The organism is Nitrobacter sp. 62-13, assembly GCF_001896955.1.
In the GTDB taxonomy this organism is placed as follows: Bacteria; Pseudomonadota; Alphaproteobacteria; order Rhizobiales; family Xanthobacteraceae; genus Nitrobacter.
In genome coordinates, this window is record NZ_MKRN01000181.1 from 1,897 (window position 1) to 27,403 (window position 25,507).

Below are 25,507 nucleotides of genomic sequence, written 5' to 3' on the forward strand. Positions count from 1 at the left end.
CTCTTCATCGGTGATGCGGATATCATGCGCGTAACCCTCGAGACGGCCGGTGTAGTCGAACACGGCCGGTAACAGCATCGCGACGACGGCTAGGATTAGAAGCGTCGAAAGCAGGCCGGCCTTGCCAGCATTGAATTTCTGCCGCTGTCGTGTAATGCCGCCGACCAGAATGGCCAAACCCAAGCCGAATAGACTGGTCCCAATGATCGATCCGGCGATTTGCGCCTGAACGACCGCGGCTTCGCCGCTCGCCAGCACGAACAGCGCCAGCAGCAACTCGGCGATGCTTCCGAAGCTTACCATAAGAAGTCCGCCGACCGCCGGCCCGGCGTGCTTGGCAACTTGCTCCGTTGCGCGCCGCATCCATTCTGCGAGGACTGCAACCCCTCCGGCGCTTGCCACAAAAATCCAGAACGGAGAGGCCGCGAAATACCTTAGCCCCAGCGACAACGGAACGATCGCCAGCAGACTGACGAGAAGCGCCGGCTTTGGCGTTTGATGAACTGTTGTTTTCATCGCGGCTAAAGTTCGCCTCGCCGGGCCATCGTCTTGATGCGGTCGGCCGTCCGGCATGCGATCGCCTGGATGGTCAGCGAGGGATTGACGCCGCCAACGGTGGGAAAGACCGAGCCATCGCAAATCCAGAGGTTGCGAATGTCCCAGCTCCGGCAATCGGCATTGACGACGCTGGTGAGCGGATCATTCCCCATCCGCGCCGTGCCGTTCAGATGACAGGTGTCATCATTCTGACGCCAGATGTCGGTTGCGTCGACGGCCTCGAGCGCCTCGGTCATGAACGCGAGCGAATGGTCGATCAGGCGCCGGTCATTGTCGCACCAGGAATAGGTGATGCGGGGAATCCGCAGTCCATATTGATCCGTCTCATCGGCAAGCGTGACGCGATTAGCCTCCTGTGGCAACATTTCGCCGACGATCTTCAAACCGACGACGTGATTGTAGTTCTCCATCTCGCTGATCAGATGCGGCCCCCAGAGTCCGCGGGCGCTCAGCAGGGTATTCGCCCATAATTGCGGCAGGGGGCCTTGGCTCATGTAGCAATAGCCGCCGAAGAAATCCTTACCCTTATCCTCGTAGTTCCAATGTTCGGTGATGGCGAGCGACGGCGGCCCTTTGTAGGAGCGCACTTCCCTCTCCATCGTCCCCCAGACAGCCTGGTTCGACTGCACCATTAGATTCTTGCCGACCAAGCCGGAGCTATTGGCGAGCCCGGCCGGGAAACGATCGGTTGCGGAATTCAAAAGCAGCCGCGGCGTTTCGATCGCATAGCCCGCAACGACGACATTGCGAGCACGCTGAAAGCGCCACTGGCCGTCGCGATGGTAATGGACGCCCGTTGCCAGATTCGAGTTATCAGCTTCGATCCTGCCGACCATTGCGAGATCGCGGATTTCGGCGCCGGCGGCGATAGCGCGCGGAATCCATGTCACGAGCGCGCTTTGCTTGGCATTGGTGGAACAGCCCGATGTGCAAAATCCGCGATATACGCATGGATGCGCCAGGCCGCGTGGCGCCGAAAGCGTGGCAATGGGCGTTTCTGTCCATTGGATGCCCAATGCTTCGCAACCGTCGGCAAGGGCGCGTGCTGCGGCATTGAGCTCGTGGGCCCGATAGGGGTATCGCGGCCGGTGCGGACCCCAGGGATAAGTGATCGGGCCTGCGATCTTCAACGCGTCCTCGACCTCGCTGTAATAGCGCCACATCTCGCGCCAATCGAGCGGCCAATCAGCGCCATAGCCGAGAAGGCTGCGGGATTTGAACCATTCGGGACGGAAACGGAGCGAGACCATCGCGAAGTGCACAGTCGATCCGCCGACCGCTTTGCCGCTGTTGTTGCCGCCCATCTGGAGCGGATTGGCTCCATCGACGATGCGGTCGTCGGTCCAATACAGCTTGGTCTGTTCCGACTCGTCCGACGCAAAGTCCTCGAGCGGCCGAAAATAAGGACCCGCATCCATTGCCACGACGGAGAAGCCATGCTCGGCAAGACGGCAAGCTAGCGTGCCGCCGCCAGCGCCAGTGCCCACGATGACAAAGTCGACGGGTTCGCTTTGCCGATATTGTCGCATCGGGACCCATCCGCCGAAGTGAAACACATCGGGCGCGCGGCCATCGACGGCGCGTGGAGTGGTACCGGGATCATCTGACACGATTGTTCTTCCGGCGTGCGGCTACGACGTTTCCGCCCTTAACTTCCGCGGCTTCCCAGGGATCGCGCTCGTCATAGTCTATCCGCACGTATCCGCGCGGACTCGCGGGACCGCCCCAGCCGATTTCGCTCCAGGCTGTCGGATGGGAGTAATAGGCGAGGACAATGTCTCTAGCCAAACGCATCCGGAAAAATACGTCAGACGCCATGTCGGTCCATGCGGGGTCTCGCAGTTCTCCGCTCTGCATGCGTGCGAGCAGAAAGTCCTGATCCGCTTCTTTCAAGATGTGAAAGGGAACGCCAAATGCAACGCGGGTCTCCAGATCAAGGGCTTTGAGGCCAAGTCGCCAAGCCTCACCGTCGCGCGGTGTACCCGGCAGCCGGTAACCGTCGGACTGCATCAGGTGTAATTTTCGATCGACAAGCGCGGCGATCGGAACTGGCCGCCGCGTCGGCGGCTGCGGCACGATCCGGCTTGCTGCTGCAACGACTGTCAGAAATTCATCGGCGGTGAAGAATCGTGGCTCTGATGCAGTGGCCAGGCGCTTGGCGATCACCTCTCGGGTCTTCTCGTTCCACGACGGGCCTTGCCGTTTCGACAACACGTCGTAGCCCGGAAAGCGGGTGCCAGGTCTGGAATCAGGCATCGGGATGATCTCTCATTAATCCCAATGCGGCTAGACCTGCGAGAGCGAGGCCTGCGAAACTTGGAGGGGCGGGAAGGGGAGGACCGTTCAGCACATTCTGGCTCCAGTTGCGCCAGCCGCCCATGTTCCGGGACACGCCATAGGCATGAAAGCCGACTCCTGCGAGGCCCATCGTCACGAGCAGCCGCATCCACCAGCGCACGAACGGATGACGGCGGCCGGGACCCGCGGCAGCGGTGCGCGCCAATAGCGCAGCGCCGAGCGGCGGAAGCGTCACCGGCAACAGCATAAAGGGGTTATGAAAAGCGCCGCGGAAATGAAGCAGGCCGGCCTCACCAGCCGTTCCCAGCAATCCGACGCTTGTAAGCGCCGCCATCGCTCGGCCAGCGGGGAGGTCAAAAATCGAAGGCGTGATGCCGCGAGGTGTTTCACGCACCCGCTCGGAGCAGAATCCGATCAGGCCCGACAGAAGGATAGCCATGGGCGCGCCGAGCGGCGCTCCATAGAATAGGTTCTGCCAGCTGAAGCCTCCGGCTTTCTTTGCAACATTGTAGAAGTGAAAGCAGGTGCCGATCAGGCCCGTGGTCGCGGCCAGCAAATAGGTCGTGTCGCGCATGATGTGAGCGGCTTTGCGCCGGTCGGCGGTGCCATGGACGCTGACGCCAAGCGTCGCCGCCGAAACAATCAGCGGGGTGAACATCGCCTTGTTCTTGAATGAACCCCGATAATGCTCGACGCCACTGTCAGCCAGCACCGATAATGCGAGCATACCGGCCGCGCGATTGAGCCGCTTCGCCGCAGTCACTGTCGCGGGCACATCGAGTTTGCCACCGAGAATGCGATTGTCGTAAACCGCCTTGGCTTGTTTAGGCTCACCCGTGCGATATTTCCGCGCTCGGGCGAGAGAACGCTTGTCAAGTAGAGAGGAGCTCGCCGCGAGAGCCGCCAATCCAAGCGCGATTTGCGTCGCTGTTACCCCGTTGCTTCGTCTCATTGCTAATCCCTATGCGGCATAACGTGCTGCATCCTGCTCTTTGAAAATGAGTCCATTTCCGGGCCGCGACAGATCGGGTTCGATCCGACCCTTTTTAGGCGCCGGTGCACCTTCGAACAGCATGTGCTCGATACGGACGTGGTCGTGAAACCATTCAAGATGACGTAACCGCGGCGCCGCGCATGCGACGTGAAGGTGCAGCGCCGGAGCGCAATGACCGGACAAGTCGACATGAAAGGCTTCGCATATGGCTGCGATCTGAAGGAAAGCCGTGACTCCTCCGCATCGCGTGATATCTGCTTGCTGCACATCCACAGCATGCGCTTCGAGCATTCGACGAACATAGCCGACGGTGTAGGCATATTCGCCCGCAGCGACTTCAATCGGAGCTGAAATCCGCTCCCGAATCGCAGCGAGGCCTTGCAGGTCATCAGAAGACACCGGCTCTTCAAACCAGCCTACGTTTTGCCCCGCGAATAATTTGGCGAGAGTCAGCGCTTGCCGGACCGTGTAGGCGCCATTGGCGTCCACGAACAATCCGGCATCGCCGATCGCACGCTTCGCCACTTCGACCCGGCGCGGGTCATCGTCCGGATGAGAGCCAACCTTCATCTTTACGAATGCGCAGCCATCATCGCACACCCAACTCGAGAGTTGAGTGGCAAGTTCTTCATCCGAATAGCTGGTGAAACCTCCGCTACCGTAAATTGGAATGCTGCGTCGATAACCGCCCAATAATCTCGCTAGCGGCAGGTTTAGGAGCCGAGCCTTCAAGTCGTACAAGGCCGCGTCGACGGCGGAGATGGCAGTCGCAGCCAGGCCTTCCCGGCCAAGATTACGAACGCAGTGCTGCATCGAAAGCCACGCGCTTTGTGGATCGAGAACATCGAAGCCTTCGATCGCATTCGCCAGTTCGTCCTGAATTAATGTCACGATCGATGCACCCGAATAGGTGTAGCCGATTCCGCACGTTCCCCCACCTGAAACCTCGACAAGGACAAGCGTCGTGGCGTCCCAGGCAATCGTGCCGTCAGCCTCCGGCTTATCAGTCGGGATTTTGAAGGCCCGGGCCCGAACCCGTTCGATCGGAACTTGTATTTTCATTTCATTGCTTGCCAGGGAGGATACTTGTCAGAAGTTCTTTGGCGCTGTTCTTCAAGACGCTCCCGAGCTCAGGCTCGTCGGACATCATCATCATGAAGTTTTTCGCGTCCTTCAACGTGATGTGCGGAGGCAGCGGCGGAACATTGGGATCCGTATAGGCCTCAAGGATCACGGGACGGTCCGCTCCCAGAGCTTCATCCCAGGCAGCTCCGACGTTGTCGGGATGATCGACGAAGATACCCTTGAGGCCGATCAGTTCGGCGTAGCGATGATAAGGAAAATCCGGAATGCTCTGGGTCGATTCGGTCTTGCCGGCGCCGAGCTGGATGCGTTCTTCCCAAGTGACCTGATTGAGATCCCGGTTGTTGAGAACCAGCACGATCAACCTCGGATTAGACCACTTCTTCCAGTATTTGGAGATCGTGATCATGACGTTGAGGCCGTTCATCTGCATTGCGCCATCGCCCATGCACGCAATTACAGTTCGGTCGGGGAATGCCATTTTGCCGGCAACCGCGTAGGGTGTGCCTGCGCCCAGCGACGCGAGGCCGCCCGACAGGGAAGCTTTCATGCCGCGGCGGATTTTGAGGTCGCGTGCGTACCAGTTGGCGACGGAGCCAGAATCCGCTGTGATAATGGCGTTGTCAGGCAAACGAGGCGACAGCTCGTAGAATACCCGTTGGGGGTTGAGCGGTTCTGCGGAATCCATCGCACGATTTTTGAGCGTTTCCCACCACGATTTCAGATTGCTCTCGATTTCCGTGGTCCACGCCTCATCAGTCTTCTGCTTAAGAAGAGGTAGTAATGCGCGCAAGGTCGTCGCACTATCGCCGACTATGTTGACGTCCATCGGATAGCGCAGGCTGAGTCGGCTGCCGTCGATGTCGACCTGCACACCGCGCGCCGAACCCGGCTCGGGAAGGAACTCGCTGTAGGGGAAAGACGAGCCGATCATGAAAAAGGTGTCGCATTTCTTCATCAGATCCCAGCTCGGCTTGGTGCCGAGCAGACCGATCGAACCGGTAACGAACGGAAGACCGTCCGGCAGAACGGCCTTGCCCAGCAGCGCCTTGGCGACCCCCGCCTTAAGCCGCTCCGCGACGGCAATCACCTCATCCGTTGCATCGAGCGCTCCCGCGCCGACCAGCATCGCCACCTTATTGCCGCTGTTCAGCACATCCGCAGCGGCGTGAAGCAGGCTTTCGTCGGGCAATTTTGCCGGGCCTGCATAGCCAATGCCGGTATGTGTAGCGCCATGCGCTAGTGGAGGGTCTTTATAAGGAAGCTTCTGCAAGTCGTTTGGCAAGATCACGCAAGTCACCGTCCGTTTGGTATGTGCAATTCGAACCGCGCGGTCGATGAGATGGCGAACCTGCTCGGGCACGCTCGCCATTCCGACGAATTCACTTGCGACGTCTTTAAAGAGATTCTGCAGGTCTACTTCCTGCTGATAGCTCGCGCCCAGCGCCGTTCGGGCCTGTTGACCAACCAACGCGATCACTGGCATGTGATCGAGCTTGGCATCATAAAGACCGTTGAGAAGATGAATCGCTCCCGGTCCGGACGTTGCGTAGCAAAGGCCCACTTGGCCGGTGAATTTGGCGTGTGCGGAAGCCATGAAGGCCGCCATCTCTTCATGGCGCACCTGCACGTATTCCATGACGTCCTTGGCCTTCTCCAACGCCACGTCCAGGCTACCAACACCGTCGCCGGGATAGCCATAGACACGCTTCAATCCCCATTCTGAGAGCCGATGCCAAACGAACTCGCTGACATTCTGGGTCATTGGCAATTATCCTTCGGCGTATTCAATTGGTGAAGGGACGCATTAATGAACTCCCAGCGGCAACGCCGAAGAACATGGAACGTTGCAATCACTGCGGCGGAGGATTCGTCAAACGCCGTCAGCAGCCGGCACGTCGTTTGCGCCGGAGTTCACGCTTTTGTGGACAGTCGAACGGATCTTGCAGGAACTTTCTTTTAACCGCACGATTGTGAATGACATCAATTTTTCCGCCATTCGCTATGCATCATCAGTTCCTGAGAAATGATCACGGCCAACGGACCCCCGCGGTGGGTCTGGAGACACGACGTTGTACCGTAGTTGCCAGAAGAGCCCGCGTTTCACATTCACGTTTTGCTGAAGGTCGCGACAGAGCCGCGCTGACCAGTCATCTTCACATCGGTCTGACGTCGAAGGTGATCATGAACGACATGCCGGCTCATTTGCAAAACATACAAAAAGCAAACGGCCCCGCGCCGAGTCTCGCCCTGAAAAGGCCAAGTCTATGAGCGCTCTATCCGTCGGACGTAAAGTCTGGGTGATCCCCGAGGGCTATATTCCCGGCCAGAGCGTCAGTAGTGATCCTGCGCTTGTTTCACATGAGACCGCCTGCATTCTCAATTCCTCCCACGAGGATGCTGAAATCTCAATCACGCTGTTTTTCACGGATCGGGAGCCGTGCGGCCCTTATCGAATGAAAGTTGGCGCGCGCCGAACGCTGCATCTGCGATTCAACGATCTGAAAGATCCGGAACTGGTGCCGCGCGATACCAGCTATGCGTCGGTGATCGAATCGACGGTGCCGGTCGTTATACAGCACACCAGACTTGATTCCAGAAATCCGAATATTGCGCTGCTCTCGACTATCGCGTTTGCCGCATAATTTAAGTCTGGAGAAAGCTGACCACGAGGTAGTCACCGGCGCGAGGTATTAAGTGGCGCAGGTTTTTCGTCCGGCAGCGAACACTGTCGCATTGCTGGTCATTGCATCGCTTGGTGCGGTCCCGGTTCTCGCCGTTGGCCTTGGGTTCTCGCTGATGGCATCGCCCTATGTCACGAACCAGTCGGTTACCCGGAAGCAGCCGGTGCCATTCAGTCATGCGCACCACATCGGCGGCTTGGGGCTGGATTGTCGCTATTGCCACACCTTGGTATCGGTCGCGCGTTTTGCGGGAATTCCTCCCACTAAAACCTGCATGACCTGTCATTCGCAGCTTTGGACCAATGCCGCGATGCTGGTCCCGGTTCGAGAGAGCCTTGCCAATAACAAGCCAATTCGCTGGCAGCGCGTCCATGTGCTTCCCGACTACGTGTACTTCGATCACAGCATCCACATCGCGAAGGGCGTCGGTTGTTCGACCTGTCATGGCGCAGTCGACCAGATGCCGCTGATGCGGCAGGCGGCGCCGTTGACCATGGGCTGGTGCCTGGATTGTCACCGAAATCCCGAAACCGAGATCCGCCCGCGTGACAAAATCTTCGACATGAAGTGGAAGCCGCCAAAAAACCAGATCGCGGAAGGACGCCGTCTCATGCGCGAATATCATATCGATACGACCCATCTCACGGATTGTTCAAAGTGTCATCGATGAAACCCGGCTTGTCTGGAACCAACCCGGAAGACATCTTGCGACTTTCGCGGCGAGATGCCCTTCGGATATTCGCCGCGCACATGGCGCTCGCTGTTGCCGGATGCAGCAAGCCGGTCGAAGAAATCGTCCCCTACGTGACGATGCCGGAAGGTCTCGTGCCCGGCGAACCGCTGCGATTCGCCACCACCCTGCCGATGGGCGGCTATGGCCTGGGTATCATGGGCATCTCGGTGGACGGTCGCCCGATCAAGATTGAGGGCAATCCGCATCACCCTTCCAGCCTTGGAGCGACGGACGTTTTTGCCGAAGCGGCGGTGTTGTCATTGTACGATCCGGACCGGTCGCGGACACCAATCCTGAGGGGAAGTATCGCATCTTGGGATGCATTCCGTGCCGCGCTGCTGCCGCAGCTGGCAAAGCACGACGTGAACGCGGGTGCAGGCCTCCGCCTGCTAACTGGACGCATTACCTCGCCCACATTGCTACGCCAGATCGATCACCTGTTCACACGTTATCCGAAGGCCATGTGGCACGTCCATGAACCGGTCGACGATAGCCTGGAGCGCCAGGGCACGGAGCTGGCGTTTGGGCGGGCGCTGCACGCACTGCCGCGTCTCGACAAAGCCGAAGTGATGCTCTGTCTCGATGCGGACCCGCTGGGGCCGGGCCCAAGTCAAATTGTCAACGCGCGGCGCTGGATTGAGGCCAGAAATCCGAAGAATGCCCGGGGTTTTTCGCGCTCCTATGTCGCAGCGAGTGCACCCACGCTGACCAAGATCAAGGCCGATCATCGCCTGGCGCTGCATCCTGCCGGCGTCTCCGACATTGCAATCGCAGTCGCCAACGTCATGGGAGCGGGGATGGCTCAGCCGAACCTTCCGCCGTCCTCAGAGCGCTTTGTCAATACAGCGGCGCAAGATCTCATCGCGCACAAAGGTCGCGCGCTGATTCTGACGGGACGCTCGCAGCGCGCGGAAATTCATGCCCTGTCTCACTGGATCAACGCCCAACTCGACGCTCCACAGGACTTTATAGCACCGTTCGACCGCTCGGCAGAGCATCAACCGTCCACGTTGGCAGCCCTGGCTGAAGACATTCAGGCCGGACGGGTCGAAACGCTCGTGATTCTCGACAGCAATGTGGGCTATGACGCGCCGGCCGATCTATCGATTACTGCTAACCTCGGCAAGGTTCCCTTCAGCGTTCATCTCGGCTTGTATGCCGACGAGACAGCGGGATTGTGCCAGTGGCATCTTCCGCAATCCCATCCATTCGAAAGCTGGTCGGATCTACGCGCGATCGATGGTACAGCGGCAATTGCGCAGCCGCTGATCCGGCCGCTGTACGAGACCCGCTCTGCTCATGATCTTTTAACGATGTTGGCGAGACAGGATGCCGTTTCGTCGTACGACCTCGTTCGTGAAACGTGGCGACCAGTCGGAGGAGACTCCTTTGAAGACTGGTGGCGGCAAACCTTGCACGATGGCGTGGTGGCTGGCACCGCGCCCTTGTCCGTTGTCGCGGCGGCGCCAACGCGCCCGGAGGTGACGTCGACTGATGAAACGCAGAACGAATTGGCACTGGTCCTGTCTCCCGATTCCAGCGTATGGGACGGCCGGTTTGCCAATAGCCCCTGGCTCCAGGAGTGTCCCAGGCCCATCAGCAAGGAGGTCTGGGGCAATGCGCTGTCGATCGGCGCCGCCGACGCAAGGAGACTGAACCTGAAGACCGGCGACGTGGTTCGCCTGTCCTTGAAAGACCGTGTGATTCAAACGCCGGTTCTCGTCAGCGACGGATGTCCACCCGGCGTCATCAATCTCACGCTCGGCTATGGCCGCCGGAACGCCGGCGCGATCGGCAACGCGATCGGCGCCGATGCATACCGCCTTCGCACATCCGATGCACTGTGGATGATCGAAGGCGTTACCATCGCAGCCGCCGGAAAGCGGCAGGAGATCCTGACGACCCAAAACCACGTCCGTCTTGAGGGGCTGGCGCGCGACCTCTATCCGGTTCGATGGCTGAACGATCTCGCAAGCGCGGCCAGGTCAGACGCGGAGGCCCCTTCGCTGCCGACATTTTATCCGCCCGCAGCAGCCGACACTTATGCGTGGGGTATGGTGATCGATACCGCGGCCTGCATCGGTTGCAATGCCTGCTTGGTCGCCTGTCAGGCCGAAAACAATGTGCCTGTCGTCGGACCCGAGGAGATCGCACGTGGCCGCGACATGCATTGGCTGCGCGTCGATATTTACGACCACGACATGCCGGCAGATCCCGTGACCGGATTTCAGCCTGTGCCGTGCATGCAATGCGAAAACGCGCCGTGCGAGCCGGTTTGTCCTGTCGCCGCCTCCGTGCATGACAGCGAGGGCCTGAATGCGCAAGTTTATAATCGCTGCGTCGGCACGCGCTTCTGCGAGGCCAACTGTCCCTACAAAGTACGGCGTTTCAACTTCTTCGGCTATGCGGACGGCCAGGAATACGCCAACCTCGGTGCCGAGACGATCAAGGCGCAACGCAACCCGGACGTCTCGACCCGTCAACGCGGCGTAATGGAAAAATGCACCTACTGCGTCCAGCGTATTAGTCGCGCCCGGCGCAAAGCGAAGAAAGAGGATCGCACGATTGCCGAGGGAGAGGTCGTCACCGCCTGCCAGAGCGCGTGCCCCACACAGGCTATCACCTTTGGCGACCTCAATAACCCAGACAGCGTAGCAAAACGTCTCAAGAGCGGTCCGCGGAATTATGAGCTGCTCGGTCACCTCGATACCCGTCCGCGCACTACTTATCTGGCGGACCTCCGTAACCTGAACGGCGCGCTCAAAGGGGAGCATTCATGAGCGCAATCGCCTCCGCTCCCGCAATCGCCTCCGCACCCACCAATCCTGCTCACCCCTGGATCGCCGCGGAGCATGCCAGTTACGGCGAGGTGACCGCCCTCGTTGCTGACCCGATTTTGCTCCGAACGGCAGGCCGGCGCTGGTGGATAGCTTTCGGCGTGAGCGGGTTGTTCGTCGTTGTGACCCTCGTGGCCATCTACGTGCTGTTCACCGAAGGCATCGGCGTCTGGGGAGTCAATTCCACTGTGGTGTGGGGATATGCCATCGCCAGCTATGTGTGGTGGATCGCGATCGGAAGCGGCGGCACCCTAATTTCGGCGATGCTGCTGATCACGCGTCAGCGCTGGCGCGCATCGGTCAATCGCTTCGCCGAGACCATGACGGTTTTCGCGGTTTCGATCTCGGGCCTGTTTCCGATCCTGCATTTGGGCAGACCGCAATACTTCTATTGGCTGGCGCCCTATCCCAACACCATGCTGCTGTGGCCGCAGTGGCGCAGCGCACTAGTATGGGACTTCTGGGCCATCCTGAGCTATCTCCTGTTCTCCATTCTCTTCCTCTATGTCGGCCTGCTGCCCGATCTCGCCACCATGCGCGACCGTGCAACCACCGCCTTTGGGCAGGCGTTCTACGGAGCGTTCGCACTCGGGTGGCGAGGTTCGGCCCATCACTGGCGCTGCTACGAGACATTGCAGATCACACTCGCCGCTCTGGCCGTTCCGCTTGTAGTGTCCGTGCACTCGATCGTCGGCCTCGATTTCGCGGCGAGCCTGATGCCGGGATGGCAGGAGACGATCTTTCCACCCTACTTCGTCGTCGGCGCGCTGTTTTCCGGTTTTGCCTCCGTCATCATTTTGACAGCGCTCGTGCGTTGGGGATTGCGGCTCGAGGCCATCATCACGGTCCATCATTTCGATGCGATGGCGAAGATTCTGCTGCTGGCTTCGATTGTGATGACATGTTCGTACGCGACTGAGTGGTTCATGGCCTGGTACGCAGGCGCCCCGGCGGACCGTTCGCTTGTCACGTTCCTGTTCACCGGAAGCTCTGCACCGCTGTACCGGACGCAATTGCTATTCAATTGCGTGCTGCCTCAGATGCTCTGGTTCGCCGTTGTCCGACGTAATGTCTCGTTTGTAGTGTTGATTGCAATCGGCATCAATATCGGCATGTGGCTGGAGAGAATCCTCATCATCTGGAACACGCTCTCCCACGGCTATGCGGTTTCGCTTTGGCGGCTGTTTTATCCGACGCTATGGGACTGGGCGCTATTGTTTGGTCCGGTCGGCCTGTTCGTATTTTTCTTTCTCTGCTTTGTCCGCCTGATCCCGGCGGTGCCGATGAACGAGTTGCGCAAGCTGTGCCGCGAGGAGCACGTGGCATGACAAAGCCGCTCGTTGCCGAATTCCGCGACGCGGAGAGCTTGCTCGGCGCGGCCGTGCGCCTGAAGCGGGAGGGACATCAGCTTCTAGATGCCTTCACGCCGTTCCGCTTGCCTGAGCTGGACGGCATCCTTGCCGCGAAGCCATCCAGAATCCGGCATTCGATGCTTGTTGGCGGTCTCGCGATGGCGGCTTTCGCCTATTTGCTGCAATGGTACAGTTCGGCGATCGATTACGCGCTCAACACGGGGGGACGGCCGCTGAATAGCTGGCCGGTTTTCCTTCTTGTTCCCTTTGAAGTCGGCATGCTGGCCGCAGCATTGAGCGGCTTCGCGGCATTCCTGTGGAACTGCCGGCTGCCGTGCCTCCATCATCCCGCTTTCGACACGGCGCAATTTGAACGCGCGAGTCAGGACCGGTTCTTTCTTCTTGCCGTGCAGACCGGTGAGGAAGAGCGCAGCGCCTCGCTTCGCGAACTTCTGATGCATTCCGGCGCTCTCGCTGTGAGGGAGCAGGGATCATGAGAAGGGTGCTTCTGTTTGCATTCGCGCTTGTCGTCGCCGGCTGCGACAACCAATCGATGCAGCAGCAGAACCGCTATGACACCTATGCTCCTTCAAAATTATGGCCTAACGGCAGCGAGGCCCAGCCGCTGCCCGCGGGGGTTGTCGCGCAGGGCGATCTTGCCCGTGCGAGGAATGCAAAAGAGCCGCCGCCCGTAACTAACTCCCTGATGCGGACGGGCCGTGAAGATTTCGATGTGTTCTGCTCGCCCTGTCATGGTCTCGCCGGTGACGGTGACGGCATGATCGTTCAACGCGGCTTTCCTGCGCCGCCCTCGTATCACACAGATCGGTTGAGGATAGCGCCGGCCAGCCATTTCTTCGACGTCATCACCAACGGGTACGGCGTGATGTATTCCTACGCCGCCCGCGTTCCCCCGCATGATCGCTGGGCCATCGTTGCGTACATCCGCGCCCTGCAGGAGTCTCGTTATGCTCAAATTGCCGGCGTGCCGCGGGCGCGGGAGAAAATGCCATGAGCGAGCACGTGGCACGTCCTGTCTGGCGGCGGCCAATGCTGATCGCAGCAGTCTACGCGTTCGTAGCCCTCGCCGTCGGCCTCGCGGCGAGTCCAAAATCCGTGATGCAAGGCTGGCTGATCGCGTTCGTGTTCGTCAGCAGTATCCCGATCGGCAGTCTTGTCCTGCTGCTGATCCACCGGCTGACGGGAGGGCGCTGGGGAACAGCGGTGGAGTCGATACTAGTTCCCGCCACTTCCATGGTGCCGTTCCTTGCGATCGCATTTCTGCCGCTGGCGTTCGGTTTGTCTGCGCCGTACCGCTGGGCAGCGGACGCATCGACCCTCCGGCCGGAGGTGGCGCACCTCTATCTGAACCAACCTGCCTTCCTGTTGCGGTCAACGGTTGCTCTGACCGGGTGGTCTGTGCTTGCCATCGCGGTGGTCAAGGGGCGCTGCACGGAGCTGATGGCGGGACTTGGCCTTGCCTTTCATGCGATCGTCATCAGCCTCGTTGCCGTGGACTGGGTGTTGTCGATTGATAGCAAGTTTTCCTCGTCAGCATTCGCCGCGGTCATTGCGATTCAGCAGCTTCTGTCCGCACTCGCCTTTGCCGCAATGGCCGGACCGGAGCCGCGGCAATCCGGCGCCATTGCCGATCTGGCTGGCCTCATCATCGCGACCGTGCTCGGCACCGTCTATCTCGGCCTGATGTCGTTCATCGTCATCTGGTACGGCAATCTGCCGGACAAGGCTGCATGGTATCTGGCGCGGGCACACGGTGGTTGGCAATGGCTTCTCGCGGCCGCCGTCACAATTGGGGCGCTGCTGCCGCTTTGCTTGCTTCTAAACCAGAGCGTCCGTCAGAGCCGTCGCGCGCTTCGCCTGGTCAGCAGCCTGATTCTGCTCGGTGTTTTTCTGCATGTGGCGTGGTTGATCGCGCCTGCTTTCGGGAGCGGAGCGATGGTTGCGGCGCTGATCGCCATGGTCGCCCTCATCGGCATCGGTCTTGGCCTGTTCGATCGCGCTGTTTCCGGGTTGAGCGGAGGCGCTCATGCCAAATGACCGGCCCGAGACACCTGGCGTCGCCACGCGGGCCGTGCTGTTCACGGCGATCGGGTTTTTGGTCTTCATCGCGATTTCGCTGGTTTTTCTGCGCGTCTATTACAGCGAAGAGATCCGTCAGACGATCTTCGTGCCGCCGACCCCGTTTGCCAAGCCGCAGCTTCAGACGAACGATGTCGCCGATCTTGCCAGGCTGCAGGCTGAACAACGCGACAAGCTCAGCCGTTTCACGTGGGTCGATCGCGAGAGGGGCATCGCCACCATTCCGATCGATGAAGCAATGAATCGTATCGTGGCGCGGGGCGCCAATGCCTATGCACCAATCGAGCTGAATATTTCAGCCAACCGACCTATCGGTGCAAACGGAGGAAAGTCGCGGTGAAGCCGCTGTTTGCCGCGATTGTCGTCATGGTCTTTGCGCTAGTTATCATGACCGGTGCGCGGGCCGAATTGACCCGCAGCGAGCTTGACGGGGTGTCGCTCGCGCCGCCAGCCGGTGCGAGCGCGCCGCTTTCGTTGACATTTCGTGATATTGACAACAAGCGCGTGACCTTGCGCGAGGTGATCGGCGGACGGCCGAGTCTTCTATTGTTCATGGACTTCATGTGCCGGCCCATTTGCGGGCCTGCGCTTGCAGAACGCGTTACAACTCTGTTTCGGAGCAATGCCGGTAACGTGCATGGGCTCACCGACGCCCTCGGCTATCGTTATCGATACGATGCCGCCGCGGATCAGTTCGCCCATCCCGCCGGCGCGTTGGTCCTGACGTCTGATGGCCGGGTTTCGAGAAGCCTGGCTAGTCTCGCGCTCAACCCGACAGACCTGCGCCTCGCGCTGGTCGAGGCGGGCGGGGGACGAATTGGAACATTCACAGATCGTCTGTCCTTGCTTTGCTACGGATTTGATGCCGCCCATGGCGTCTACACGCCTGCGATCGCGCGAAGGTTGAAAGTTCTCGCCGGACTCACCGTCATTGGTGTCCTTGGTTCGATCGCGATTCTCGAAAAACGCCGGCGTACGACCAAGGGCGTTGGCTGATGTTGTCCGTCTTTATGCCAATAGCCGCGTCAACCGAGGCCGTGCACACGGACCACATCTACTTTGCGCTTCTGGCATTGTCGGGCGCTATCATCCTGCTGGTAGCGGTGCTGATTCTGATCTTCTCGATCCGTTACCGGCGCGGATCGAAAGCCGAGCGCGGCGCGATGCCGGCGGTCATGAGCAAGCAATTCGAAATCGGATGGACGTCGGCGACGCTGTTCTTGGCGCTATTCATTTTCTGGTGGGTCAGTTCGACCCAGTTGTCGACGCTGGTCCCGCCAGGAAATGCACTCGAAATCCATGTCGTCGCCAAGCAATGGATGTGGAAGACCCAGCATTCAAATGGCGCGCGTGAAATCAACGAACTGCATGTGCCGCTCGATACGCCGGTGCGGCTCGTCATGACATCGGAAGACGTCATCCACTCATTTTTCGTTCCAGCATTCCGGATGAAAAAGGACGTTCTTCCAGGCCGCTATACCGAGACCTGGTTTCGGCCGACCAAGCTCGGGACCTTTCATCTGTTCTGTGCCGAATACTGCGGCAGCGAACATTCGCGCATGATCGGTCGGATCGTGGTGATGCAGAAGGACGCTTACGCTCAGTGGCTCGCCGCGCAGCCACAGAGCGATGGTCTTGCGAAAACAGGCGAGGCGATCTTCCGGGCACGCGGATGCTCCGGCTGTCACTCCGAAGCGTCCACGGTTCACGCCCCCGATTTGAACGGCCTGTACGGGCGCAAGGTTCAACTCGCGGACGGCCGTACCGTCACGGCCGACGAGGCCTACCTGCGCGATTCGATGTTGATGCCGCGGCGGGATGTTGTCGCTGGATTCGAACCGATCATGCCGAGTTACGCCGGGATTCTTGGCGACGGCGACATCGTCTCATTGACAGCCTACATCCGCTCGCTCTCGGCAAAGAAGAAAGACAGGCCATGACCGGCATTGCGATCAGCGGCGAACTTCCGCTTCCCTCCGAACCCAGCTATCTCGGGGCCGGGCACACCGTGTCATCGTGGTTTGCCACGACCGACCATAAGCGCATCGCCATCCTCTATGCGGCGACGATCACGTTCTTCTTTTTTCTCGGCGGCATTGCGATCTCGCTGGTCAGGATCGAACTGTTCACACCGGCGGGCGATCTGCTTTCAGACGATACTTACAACAAGCTTTTCACTTTCCATGGCGTGATCATGGTGTGGTTTTTCATGGTGCCATCGATTCCCGGCACGTTCGGCAATTTCCTGCTGCCGCTGATGATCGGCGCGCGGGATGTCGCGTTCCCCCGGCTCAACCTGTTCAGTTGGTATCTCATACTGGCTGGCGGTGCGTTTACGCTTTATGCGCTGATCGCGGGCGGTGTCGATACCGGCTGGACCTTCTATACTCCTTTCTCCACCATGTTCTCCAATACGCACGTCATCGCAGCAGCGCTCGGCGTGTTCATCGCGGGATTTTCGTCGATCGCCACGGGCGTGAACTTCATCGTGACAACGCACATGTTGCGCGCGCCGGGTATGACCTGGTTCCGCCTCCCGCTCTTTGTCTGGGCGATGTATGCGACGAGTCTTGTGATGGTGCTGGCGACGCCCGTACTCGCCATCACCCTGCTTCTCTTGATCGCCGAGCGCTGGCTAAATCTGCCCATCTTCAATCCCGATTTTGGCGGTGATCCGCTGCTGTTTCAGCACTTGTTCTGGTTTTACAGCCATCCTGCGGTCTACATCATGGTCCTGCCGGCAATGGGGGTGATTTCGGAAGTCATCACATGCTTCGCGCGTCGCCACATTTTCGGCTACGACTTCATGGTTTACGCCATGGTCGGGATCGCAGTGATCGGCTTTTTCGTCTGGGGCCATCATATGTTCGTATCGGGCCAGTCGCCTTACGCGAGCATTGTCTTCTCCTTTCTGTCATTCGTCGTCGCGGTGCCATCCGCCGTCAAGGTGTTTAACTGGACGGCTACCCTTTATCGGGGCCAGATCGGCTTCGAAGCACCAATGCTTTACGCTCTGGGCTTCCTCGGCCTGTTCACGATCGGGGGGCTGACCGGACTATTCCTCGCCTCGATCCCAATCGATGTTCACGTCACGGATACCTATTTCGTGGTCGCGCATTTCCACTACATCATGGTCGGCGGAACGGTGTCGGCTTTTTTTGCTGGGCTGCACTACTGGTGGCCGAAGATCACCGGACGACTCTATCCCGATGTTTGGGCGCGGTTCGCAGCCATCCTGATGTTCTTCGGCTTCAACTTTACATTCTTTCCGCAGTTCATCGTCGGCTATCTGGGCATGCCGCGGCGGTACCATGTCTACCCACCCGAGTTTCAAATCTACAATGTGCTGTCCTCGGCGGGAGCTTTCGTGCTTGCGGCGGCCTACCTTTTGCCGCCGCTTTATCTGGGCTGGTCCTTGATCTGGGGCGGACGCGCTGGCCGAAATCCCTGGAACGCCACCGGTCTCGAATGGAACACGAGTTCACCACCTCCCCGGGATAATTTCCCGGTGACGCCTCATGTCGAAGGGGCTCCTTACCAATACCATCCGGAGGGCTTCGCGCCGGAACACATCGGTGAAAACTATCGCACACAGGGGGAGCAGTTGTGAACACGCCGACCGATGTTCTCCGCCCGCCCTGGAAGGAGCTTTCGCGACAGCGTGAAGCCGCGACATTTGCCCTCTGGGTATTTCTGGCCAGCGAACTGCTGTTCTTCGGCGGCCTGCTGCTGCTCTACGCCGCATACCGCCTTGCCAACCCTGAGGTGTTCATCACGGCGGGCCGGGAAACCGATCTCTGGTACGGCACGGCCAACACGGCCGTCCTGCTGACAAGCAGTTTCACCATGGCCGTGGCTGCCGGGGCTGCCGAGGCGGACATGCGGCGCCTTACGATCTGGTGCCTCGGGGCCACCGTTGTCTTTGGCCTGATGTTCCTGGTGTTCAAGGGCTTTGAATACGCAGAAGACATCCGTAAACATCTCGTACCCGGCGAAAGCTTTGCGCTGAAAGAACCCGCAGCGCAGATTTTCTTTGCACTCTATTGGATTATGACAGCGGTCCACGCGATCCATCTCAGCATCGGTGTCGGACTGATCGGCCGCCTTGCGATATTCGGCGCTTTGCGCAGAGTTCACCTGCGTGAGAATCCGCAAGTTGAGGTCACCGCGTTATATTGGCATCTCGTCGACGTGATCTGGATTATCCTCTATCCGCTAATCTACCTTATGGGACGATCATGAGAGCGCAAATATCCGCGATCTGGCGAAAGAACGGTCTGGCCTGGCTGGCGCTCCTTTCCCTGCTTGGCCTCACCTTTGGGGCGGCGCATCTTCCGTTGGGTATCTTCAACGTGGTGGTCGGACTCGCGATCGCCAGCATCAAAGTCACGCTCGTCGTCGTCATCTTCATGGGGCTCGGCAGTTCACCGTCGATCATCAGGTTAGCCGCGGCGGCGGGTGTATTTTGGCTCGCGATCCTGTTCGTTCTGACTCTCACCGATGTGTTGGCGGGCCGTCAATTCCAGAGCGCCCATTCACAAACGATGGGTCTGGAACAATCGCTCGATCGCAACCGTTGAGACAGATGGAGGCCGTAAAATGTCCAACCGACGCACAGTAGTTGTCACCGGCGCATCCGCCGGCGTTGGCCGCGCGGTGGCCATCGCTTTCGCGCAAAACGGCTGGAACGTAGCCTTGATCTCGCGCGGCAAAGAAGGTCTCGAGAGCGCGCGACGTGACGTAGAGGCGGCCGGAGGTCGCGCTCTCGTACTCGCTCTGGACGTCGCTGATGCCAGCGCGGTGTTTGCGGCGGCGGATCAGGTGATTTCGGAGTGGGGTCACATCGATGTCTGGGTGAATGATGCGATGGTCACGATCTTCGCGCCGGTCAAGGAGATCCAGCCGGACGAGTTTCGTCGAGTTACAGAGGTCACCTATCTCGGGCAGGTCCATGGCACGATGGCTGCGCTCAAGCATATGCGGCCTCGCAATCGGGGTACGATCGTTCAGGTAGGCTCCGCACTGAGCTACCGTGCCATTCCGCTGCAGTCGGCTTATTGCGGCGCCAAGTTCGCCATTCGCGGCTTTACCGACGCGCTGCGCAGTGAACTGGAGCACGAGCAAAGCGGTATCCGCTTGACCATGGTTCAGCTCCCGGCTGTCAACACGCCGCAATTCGATTGGGCTCGCTCGCGGCTGCCGCGCAAACTGCAACCGGTGCCGCCGATCTATCAGCCAGAAGCCATCGCGAAAGAGATCGTGCGCGCGGCACTCGAGGCTCCACGTGAGCTATGGATTGGAAGATCGGCGCTGAAAGCCATATTCGGCGGCATGTTGCTGCCGTTGCTGGGCGATCGAATTCTCGCAAGCGAGGGTTACAGCGGGCAAATGACCAAAGAACCAGCTTCGCCGGACCGGCGTGACAATCTGTTTGAACCGGTTCCGAGCGATCCGGGAGTCCACGGGCGTTTCGACCGCTCTGCTCAATGCGAGGTCGCGAGCTTTGATCCCGCTCGACTACGGGCGGGAATTGCGTGCGCCTTGATCGTCGGCATTGCCGGTTTGATCGCGATCGCGAGTTCGCGACGCGCATGAGCTTATTCCATGAATTGTCGGCATGCCATGAGAACAGTCAATTTCCGATAGAGAGGTCGGTCCTTGGTCGATCATATTGCGGACTACGGAATGATCGGCGATTGCGAAGCCGCGGCCCTCGTCGCGCGGAACGGATCGATCGACTGGCTGTGTCTGCCGCGCTTCGATTCCGACAGCTGTTTTGCCGCGCTGCTTGGAGAGCCGAAAAACGGCAGATGGCAGATCGCTCCGCGGGGGTTGGCCGAAGTCACCGACAGGCGATATCGCGGCGGCACTCTCATCCTTGAGGCCACCTTCACGAATGCCGAAGGAACTGTTCGACTGATCGATTTTATGCCGCCGAAAGGCCATGCCTCGGACGTAATACGAATCGTCGTCGGCGTTGAGGGTCGAGTCACCATGCGAAGCGAGCTAGTGATTCGCTTCGACTACGGCTGCGCTGTCCCCTGGATCAGCCGATTGGAAAACGGCGTACTGCGCGCCATTGCCGGAGCAAACATGCTCCTGCTCAGCACGCCGGTGTCCTGTCACGGCGAGGACATGAAAACCGTGGCCGAGTTTACCGTGGCTGCCGGCGAGCAAGTGCCGTTTGTCCTCACACACGCTCCTTCCTATTTGCCAATTCCGGATTCGCCTGACCCTTTCGCCGCGCTTGTCGAGACGGAACAGTTCTGGCGCAAGTGGTCATCCACATACAAAGGAGCTGGGAAGTGGTCGCAAGCAGCGTTGCGTTCACTGATTACGCTCAAGGCGCTGACCTTTTCGCCGAGCGGCGGCATCGTGGCGGCGCCCACAACCTCATTGCCGGAAAAGATCGGCGGGAGCCGCAATTGGGATTATCGGTTCTGCTGGCTGCGGGATGCCACCCTCACTTTGTTGGCGCTCACGGAATCCGGGTATTTTCAGGAGGCCGGCGCCTGGCGCGACTGGTTAGTCCGCGCTGTCGCCGGAAATCCCGACCAACTGCAAATCATGTATGGCGTCGGCGGCGAGCGACGGCTGTGGGAGTGGGAAGTGCCGTGGCTACGCGGTTTCGGAAATTCAAAGCCCGTGCGCATCGGCAATGCCGCTCACGCCCAGTTACAACTCGACGTCTTTGGCGAATTGATGGACGCACTTTATCAGGCGCGGCGCGGCGGCCTTCCGGCGAGTGAACCTACCTGGGAGATGGAATGCGCGCTTCTCAAGCACCTGGCTTTCACCTGGCAACAGCCCGATTCCGGGATTTGGGAAATTCGAGCTGAACCCCGTCATTTCACGTACTCGAAAATGATGGCCTGGGTGGCATTCGATCGAGCCATCAAAAGCGCGCAGGAGTTCAAGCTTGAAGGTTCCGTCGAGGAATGGCGTCGCGTGCGGGACGATATTCACCAAAATGTTTGCGCAAATGGCTATGATCGCGACCTCGGATATTTCGTTCAGGCTTATGGCGGCAAAGAACTGGATGCCAGCCTGCTGCGAATTCCTTCGATAGGCTTTCTGCCAGCGACCGATGAGCGCGTGCGGTCCACCGTCGAAGCAATCGAACGGGAGTTGCTGGTTGACGGATTCGTTCGGCGCTATGATACCAGCCGCGCCGGTGACGGCCTTCCTCCGGGAGAGGGCATGTTTCTGGCATGTAGCTTCTGGCTGGCCGATGCCTATCAGATGCTGGGACGTGTTCAGGAGGCCGAAGCGCTATTCGAGCGGCTGCTCGGCCTTCGCAACGAGCTCGGCTTGCTATCGGAGGAGTACGACCCTGGCAAGCAATGTCTGGTGGGAAATTTTCCGCAGGCGTTTTCTCACATTTCCCTTATCAATACGGCGCATAACCTTTCGCGCGCTGACAAATCATCCGATCAACGCGCCGGCAAGGACGTCACGCCGGATCGGAATCCAGTCCAGCCGTAGAGGTTACGAAAGTCGCGGCATGCAAGGATCCAGATCGAAAGCCTGCGCTGACCAGCGATAGACGCGCCCGCCGCCGGCAAGCCTCTGGCACCTGCAATGCCCCACACCTATCCTTTCTTACCTATTGCAATGCAAATGCCGACCCGTCGCGAAGCTGCTATTCACGACCGCGCCGGCGTCTCCCTTGAGAACCTCCCAGCGGGTGGCGAGACCGTCGCGGCGGAATTGGATATCGAACTTTTCCTGACCAAGCTGAAGATCCTTGATAGTTATGTCCGGTAACCAGTCCGGCAGTACGGGGTCGACATAGAGTTTGTTCTCGGGAGCGTTCGGCTGAAGGCCCAAAATGGCCTGGAGGAAGAAGAATGCCGAGCCGGCCGCCCAGGCTTGGGGAACGTTCGCTCCCAGGTATTGCACCGGGAAACTCATCGCGTTGCGCCCGAGCCCGGCGTAAAGCTCCGGCATTTGATGTTGCATGAAGTAGCTTCCCGCGTTGCTGACAGCATGGGCTATACGGATGGCCTCCGCGGCGAATCCGTAGCGTCGGAAGCCGAGTGCAATAAGGCTGTTGTCGTGCGGCCAAACCGATCCATTCTGATATGAAAAGGGGTTATAGGCGGGATGATCGGCCGACAAGGTTCGGATGCCCCATCCGCTCCACATATCGGCGGCCATGAGCCGGCGCACCACCCTATCGGCGCGATCGGGCGATACGATCCCCGACCACAGGCAATGTCCAGGATTCGACGCGATGGACAGAACCTTTCGTTTATCGCCATCCAGCGCGAATGCATAAAACCCCGAGCTTTCGTCCCAGAACGCCTCGTTGAAGCGGTCGAAGAGTGTTCGTGCCTTTACACGAAGCTTTCCGGCTGCATCCTTCTCGCCGAGTTCGTCGAATATTTCCGCCATCCGCTGCCAGGCGTCGTAAACGTAGCCCTGGATTTCGCATAACGCCTTCGGTCCCTTTACCTTCGAACCGTCTACGTTAAGGACGGCATCGCCGGCATCCTTCCAGCCCTGGTTTTCGTATCCCGCGCTTGAACGCGTCTGATATTCCTGGAAGCCGTCGCCATCGCGGTCGCCATATTGATCAATCCAATCGAGACATCGCTGCGCGGTCGGAAGGTGCCGGTCGAGCAGCGTCCGGTCTCCGGTCGAGCGCCAGGCCGAGTGCAATACGATAAGATAAAGCACGGTGGCGTCGGCCGTGCCGTAATAAGGCGCATGCGGCACGACGTTGAAATGCGCCAGTTCGCCGAAGCGCAATTCGTGTGGGATCTTGCCCGGTTCGGCGTCCCGGAAGTCATCGCATTTCGTGGCCTGGCGAGCGCCCAAGATGTCGAGCGTGCCTCGCGCAAAACTCGGGTACACCAACGCATTCTGCAACGAAACGATGAGGCTGTCGCGGCCGAACAAAGCGACGAACCAGGGCACGCCCGCCGCCGGTACAAAGTCGAGACCGTGGTCTCCCTCGATCGGTAAACGCAGAGAGGCCATATCTTCCACAGCCTGCCGGAAAAGCCGACGAAACCCTTCGTTACTGGTCTCGATTTTGAGAACGCTGTCTTGCCAATTCTCGAGGCCTTGGCCGACCCGCGAGCGCTTGACGTCGGCAATGCACTCGTCAGGGGCCTTGGCGCGAACCTTTCCATCGCCCAATTCAAAGAGAAGGCAAGTATGCCAGGCCTGTGCAGGCTGCAAATCCACTTCGAAGCTGATCCGCCCGTTCGCGTAGACGGGCGTCGAGTCATTTTGCCTGACCGCGACCGACAGTTCGCGGCAGAAATCCTTATTGCGGTAGACGGTCCTAAGCGATGGCGCGTCGTCGCACCATTGCGTCGTGATCCGGCCGCGACGGACCACGCTCGCTGATTTGACATCGAATAGATCAGCGAAGTCGCTCCGGACCATTATTTCCAGTTCGAAGCGGACCGGCACCATTCCGTGATTCACAAGATCGATATCCTCGTGCAATCCGCCATCGATCGAACGGCTGACGGTCAGTTGAAGCGTATGGGGCGGGATGCTGCCTTGCTCGGTGGCGATGGCGGGATTGGTCAGGAATATGCGAGAGGCATAATGGAAAAGATTGCCGCTGTTGAGAAGCTGCCAGGACATGCCATTCGCGTAGATCATCCAGTTGCTGATAAGCCGCGTGTCAAAGAAATACAGTCCCAGCTTGGAGGGACACGGAATCTGCCCGTCGCGCTCCGTGATCAGCACGCTGTGTCCCTGGTTGATGGCAATCTGGGGCGGACCTACTGTGATCTCCAGGGTCAACTTTTTGGTCTCTTCGCTTCATCTAACGGGGCATTATCCAAGTAGCTGGCTGGCTTCGTCTCGGAGGTAAAGCTGCACGTCGGCGACGAAGAATTCTTCCAGCATAGTCCGCTGCGGCTCGGCCACGAAAATGCGCCGTGAAGCGATTTGCCGGCCTTTTAAGCACCGCATCCCGGGAAGTGCATCGCAATATCGACCGAGCAAATGGAAACTGGCCCCCCAATTGCAACCAAGATTGACCTTTTTGGTTCCTTGTTTGGAGTGGGAATCCGGACTCATCGGCGGCGTGCCCAGAGGATGAAACATTCACAACGGCCGGCGTGATTGCTGTGCGCAACCTCGGAACTAATAGCAGTCGCTCGCTTTCAGTCCTCATTCGGGAGGCGCTCAATGAGGGGAGGTTGGATTGACCCTTGGCAATGCGCCCGCGATTCACGAAACGAAGATCGGATTGGGCGACCGGTTCGAATGCACCGCCCACGACCTGGAAGACTGGACGTATTTGAAACGGTCGAAATATCCGAAGCGACAGTCCGGTTGAGAGCCATGGGTGCGGGCTACTGGAACGAAATCGATCGCCTCGTCGTGGTTCAGATCGAAAAGTTCAGTAGTAACGACGCCGTTGAGCGGTTCGCCCAGGTCCTGCGGGGGGCCGTCCGACACGCCGGAACAACGCTCGCTGCAAACGCCGCCTCGTCCGCGTAGATCGGCGGCAGCGGCCAGATCAATCCCGCTTCGCGCGCCCGCAGCAGATAAGTGGAACCGAGGTCTTGCTGATCCGAGATCACTCGGACCGATAAGCCTTGTTCATAGGTTAACCATACTGAGATCAAAACATGATCCAACGGCGCCATCTGGGTCACGCGCCGCCTGGTTTTCATCGGCAGGATCAAGTGGTCGCTATGCACCGGAACGCATGGTCGTCATCACCGGAATGTGCAGGCAATGCGTCAAGGAAGGTTTGCATTGGCTTTTGCCGTAGCACCATCGTCCCTGAGGCGGGCGCGTTTCGTTGTACTCCTTGACCCAGATCCAGCCATCGAGATCGCTCTGCAGCTCATCGATGGTCCGATAGATTTTCTTACGGAACGCCACGCGAT

Annotated in this window: 22 protein-coding genes and 3 pseudogenes; 15 read left to right on the forward strand and 10 right to left on the reverse strand. The window is 59.3% G+C overall.

Features of this window, described 5'->3' with window-relative positions:
- The 6 genes and pseudogenes from BGN91_RS13290 to BGN91_RS13315 form a co-directional block, all read right to left on the reverse strand.
- A pseudogene (locus BGN91_RS13290) lies at window positions 1-516 on the reverse strand (calcium/proton exchanger); the annotation flags it as partial.
- A gap of 5 nt (window positions 517-521) precedes the next feature.
- Window positions 522-2,168 (reverse strand): GMC family oxidoreductase, encoded by a 1,647-nt coding sequence (locus tag BGN91_RS13295; RefSeq protein ID WP_292613864.1) that lies wholly within the window; start codon window positions 2,166-2,168, stop codon window positions 522-524.
- The gene (locus BGN91_RS13300; protein WP_292613865.1) at window positions 2,158-2,814 is read right to left on the reverse strand and encodes a gluconate 2-dehydrogenase subunit 3 family protein; all 657 of its coding nucleotides are present in this window, start codon (window positions 2,812-2,814) and stop codon (window positions 2,158-2,160) included. Before BGN91_RS13300 ends, BGN91_RS13295 begins: the two co-directional genes overlap by 11 nt.
- Entirely contained in the window at window positions 2,807-3,808 is a 1,002-nt protein-coding gene (locus tag BGN91_RS13305; protein ID WP_292613866.1) for a hypothetical protein, read from the reverse strand. Before BGN91_RS13305 ends, BGN91_RS13300 begins: the two co-directional genes overlap by 8 nt.
- 9 nt (window positions 3,809-3,817) lie before the next feature.
- Window positions 3,818-4,912, reverse strand: a complete 1,095-nt coding sequence (locus tag BGN91_RS13310; RefSeq protein WP_292613867.1) for an enolase C-terminal domain-like protein — start codon at window positions 4,910-4,912, stop codon at window positions 3,818-3,820.
- 1 nt (window position 4,913) lies between these two features.
- Window positions 4,914-6,698: a thiamine pyrophosphate-requiring protein gene (locus BGN91_RS13315; RefSeq protein ID WP_292613868.1), complete on the reverse strand. Its 1,785-nt coding sequence runs from the start codon at window positions 6,696-6,698 to the stop codon at window positions 4,914-4,916.
- Window positions 6,699-7,200: 502 nt separating this feature from the next.
- Between BGN91_RS13315 and BGN91_RS13320 the strand changes: the two genes are divergently transcribed.
- The 15 genes from BGN91_RS13320 to BGN91_RS13390 all read left to right on the forward strand — a co-directional run bounded on the left by BGN91_RS13320 (window position 7,201) and on the right by BGN91_RS13390 (window position 22,124).
- Window positions 7,201-7,578, forward strand: coding sequence for a sensory rhodopsin transducer (locus BGN91_RS13320; RefSeq protein ID WP_292613869.1), 378 nt, complete (start codon window positions 7,201-7,203; stop codon window positions 7,576-7,578).
- 52 nt (window positions 7,579-7,630) lie between these two features.
- Window positions 7,631-8,287: a cytochrome c3 family protein gene (locus BGN91_RS13325; protein ID WP_292613871.1), complete on the forward strand. Its 657-nt coding sequence runs from the start codon at window positions 7,631-7,633 to the stop codon at window positions 8,285-8,287.
- On the forward strand, window positions 8,284-11,130 hold the full coding sequence (locus BGN91_RS13330) for a 4Fe-4S dicluster domain-containing protein (protein WP_292613873.1): 2,847 nt from the start codon (window positions 8,284-8,286) through the stop codon (window positions 11,128-11,130). Before BGN91_RS13325 ends, BGN91_RS13330 begins: the two co-directional genes overlap by 4 nt.
- Complete coding sequence (nrfD, locus tag BGN91_RS13335) at window positions 11,127-12,515, forward strand: NrfD/PsrC family molybdoenzyme membrane anchor subunit (RefSeq protein ID WP_292613875.1); 1,389 nt, start codon at window positions 11,127-11,129, stop codon at window positions 12,513-12,515. The genes BGN91_RS13330 and nrfD overlap by 4 nt, the downstream gene beginning before the upstream one ends.
- Window positions 12,512-13,036 (forward strand): DUF3341 domain-containing protein, encoded by a 525-nt coding sequence (locus tag BGN91_RS13340; RefSeq protein WP_292613877.1) that lies wholly within the window; start codon window positions 12,512-12,514, stop codon window positions 13,034-13,036. The genes nrfD and BGN91_RS13340 overlap by 4 nt, the downstream gene beginning before the upstream one ends.
- On the forward strand, window positions 13,033-13,554 hold the full coding sequence (locus BGN91_RS13345) for a cytochrome c (protein WP_292613879.1): 522 nt from the start codon (window positions 13,033-13,035) through the stop codon (window positions 13,552-13,554). Before BGN91_RS13340 ends, BGN91_RS13345 begins: the two co-directional genes overlap by 4 nt.
- Window positions 13,551-14,597 carry a hypothetical protein gene (locus BGN91_RS13350; protein ID WP_292613881.1) on the forward strand — a complete coding sequence of 349 codons (1,047 nt, stop codon included), beginning with the start codon at window positions 13,551-13,553 and terminating at the stop codon, window positions 14,595-14,597. The genes BGN91_RS13345 and BGN91_RS13350 overlap by 4 nt, the downstream gene beginning before the upstream one ends.
- Window positions 14,587-14,979, forward strand: a complete 393-nt coding sequence (locus BGN91_RS13355) for a hypothetical protein (protein WP_292613883.1) — start codon at window positions 14,587-14,589, stop codon at window positions 14,977-14,979. The genes BGN91_RS13350 and BGN91_RS13355 overlap by 11 nt, the downstream gene beginning before the upstream one ends.
- Window positions 14,976-15,635, forward strand: coding sequence for an SCO family protein (locus BGN91_RS13360; RefSeq protein ID WP_292613886.1), 660 nt, complete (start codon window positions 14,976-14,978; stop codon window positions 15,633-15,635). Before BGN91_RS13355 ends, BGN91_RS13360 begins: the two co-directional genes overlap by 4 nt.
- Window positions 15,635-16,579: a cytochrome c oxidase subunit II gene (coxB, locus tag BGN91_RS13365; protein WP_292613888.1), complete on the forward strand. Its 945-nt coding sequence runs from the start codon at window positions 15,635-15,637 to the stop codon at window positions 16,577-16,579. The genes BGN91_RS13360 and coxB overlap by 1 nt, the downstream gene beginning before the upstream one ends.
- Window positions 16,576-18,249 carry a cytochrome c oxidase subunit I gene (gene ctaD, locus BGN91_RS13370; protein WP_292613890.1) on the forward strand — a complete coding sequence of 558 codons (1,674 nt, stop codon included), beginning with the start codon at window positions 16,576-16,578 and terminating at the stop codon, window positions 18,247-18,249. The genes coxB and ctaD overlap by 4 nt, the downstream gene beginning before the upstream one ends.
- Window positions 18,246-18,881 carry a cytochrome c oxidase subunit 3 gene (locus BGN91_RS13375; protein ID WP_292613892.1) on the forward strand — a complete coding sequence of 212 codons (636 nt, stop codon included), beginning with the start codon at window positions 18,246-18,248 and terminating at the stop codon, window positions 18,879-18,881. Before ctaD ends, BGN91_RS13375 begins: the two co-directional genes overlap by 4 nt.
- Window positions 18,878-19,219, forward strand: a complete 342-nt coding sequence (locus BGN91_RS13380; RefSeq protein ID WP_292613894.1) for a cytochrome C oxidase subunit IV family protein — start codon at window positions 18,878-18,880, stop codon at window positions 19,217-19,219. The genes BGN91_RS13375 and BGN91_RS13380 overlap by 4 nt, the downstream gene beginning before the upstream one ends.
- Window positions 19,220-19,238: 19 nt before the next feature.
- The gene (locus BGN91_RS13385) at window positions 19,239-20,234 is read left to right on the forward strand and encodes an SDR family oxidoreductase (protein WP_292613896.1); all 996 of its coding nucleotides are present in this window, start codon (window positions 19,239-19,241) and stop codon (window positions 20,232-20,234) included.
- Between the two features lie 63 nt (window positions 20,235-20,297).
- The gene (locus BGN91_RS13390) at window positions 20,298-22,124 is read left to right on the forward strand and encodes a glycoside hydrolase family 15 protein (protein WP_292613898.1); all 1,827 of its coding nucleotides are present in this window, start codon (window positions 20,298-20,300) and stop codon (window positions 22,122-22,124) included.
- Window positions 22,125-22,241: 117 nt separating this feature from the next.
- Here the strand turns inward: BGN91_RS13390 and BGN91_RS13395 are convergent, their stop codons facing one another.
- The 4 genes and pseudogenes from BGN91_RS13395 to BGN91_RS13410 form a co-directional block, all read right to left on the reverse strand.
- Window positions 22,242-24,407 (reverse strand): glycogen debranching N-terminal domain-containing protein, encoded by a 2,166-nt coding sequence (locus BGN91_RS13395; RefSeq protein ID WP_292613900.1) that lies wholly within the window; start codon window positions 24,405-24,407, stop codon window positions 22,242-22,244.
- 33 nt (window positions 24,408-24,440) lie between these two features.
- A complete protein-coding gene (locus BGN91_RS13400; RefSeq protein WP_292613902.1) occupies window positions 24,441-24,713 on the reverse strand; it encodes a hypothetical protein in 273 nt (90 codons plus the stop codon).
- A 321-nt stretch (window positions 24,714-25,034) separates the two neighbouring features.
- Window positions 25,035-25,261 (reverse strand): annotated as a pseudogene (locus BGN91_RS13405) (hypothetical protein); the annotation flags it as partial.
- Between the two features lie 35 nt (window positions 25,262-25,296).
- A pseudogene (locus BGN91_RS13410) lies at window positions 25,297-25,507 on the reverse strand (hypothetical protein); the annotation flags it as partial.

Excerpts from the sequence above, each read along its gene's own strand:
- BGN91_RS13385 (WP_292613896.1), top strand. The coding sequence starts at position 19,239 with ATGTCCAACCGACGCACAGTAGTTGTCACCGGCGCATCCGCCGGCGTT.
- nrfD (WP_292613875.1), top strand. The coding sequence starts at position 11,127 with ATGAGCGCAATCGCCTCCGCTCCCGCAATCGCCTCCGCACCCACCAAT.
- BGN91_RS13400 (WP_292613902.1), bottom strand. The coding sequence starts at position 24,713 with ATGTTTCATCCTCTGGGCACGCCGCCGATGAGTCCGGATTCCCACTCC.
- BGN91_RS13320 (WP_292613869.1), top strand. The coding sequence starts at position 7,201 with ATGAGCGCTCTATCCGTCGGACGTAAAGTCTGGGTGATCCCCGAGGGC.
- BGN91_RS13310 (WP_292613867.1), bottom strand. The coding sequence starts at position 4,912 with ATGAAAATACAAGTTCCGATCGAACGGGTTCGGGCCCGGGCCTTCAAA.
- ctaD (WP_292613890.1), top strand. The coding sequence starts at position 16,576 with ATGACCGGCATTGCGATCAGCGGCGAACTTCCGCTTCCCTCCGAACCC.
- BGN91_RS13380 (WP_292613894.1), top strand. The coding sequence starts at position 18,878 with ATGAGAGCGCAAATATCCGCGATCTGGCGAAAGAACGGTCTGGCCTGG.
- BGN91_RS13340 (WP_292613877.1), top strand. The coding sequence starts at position 12,512 with ATGACAAAGCCGCTCGTTGCCGAATTCCGCGACGCGGAGAGCTTGCTC.
- BGN91_RS13330 (WP_292613873.1), top strand. The coding sequence starts at position 8,284 with ATGAAACCCGGCTTGTCTGGAACCAACCCGGAAGACATCTTGCGACTT.
- coxB (WP_292613888.1), top strand. The coding sequence starts at position 15,635 with ATGTTGTCCGTCTTTATGCCAATAGCCGCGTCAACCGAGGCCGTGCAC.
- BGN91_RS13345 (WP_292613879.1), top strand. The coding sequence starts at position 13,033 with ATGAGAAGGGTGCTTCTGTTTGCATTCGCGCTTGTCGTCGCCGGCTGC.
- BGN91_RS13300 (WP_292613865.1), bottom strand. The coding sequence starts at position 2,814 with ATGCCTGATTCCAGACCTGGCACCCGCTTTCCGGGCTACGACGTGTTG.
- BGN91_RS13305 (WP_292613866.1), bottom strand. The coding sequence starts at position 3,808 with ATGAGACGAAGCAACGGGGTAACAGCGACGCAAATCGCGCTTGGATTG.
- BGN91_RS13315 (WP_292613868.1), bottom strand. The coding sequence starts at position 6,698 with ATGACCCAGAATGTCAGCGAGTTCGTTTGGCATCGGCTCTCAGAATGG.
- BGN91_RS13350 (WP_292613881.1), top strand. The coding sequence starts at position 13,551 with ATGAGCGAGCACGTGGCACGTCCTGTCTGGCGGCGGCCAATGCTGATC.
- BGN91_RS13355 (WP_292613883.1), top strand. The coding sequence starts at position 14,587 with ATGCCAAATGACCGGCCCGAGACACCTGGCGTCGCCACGCGGGCCGTG.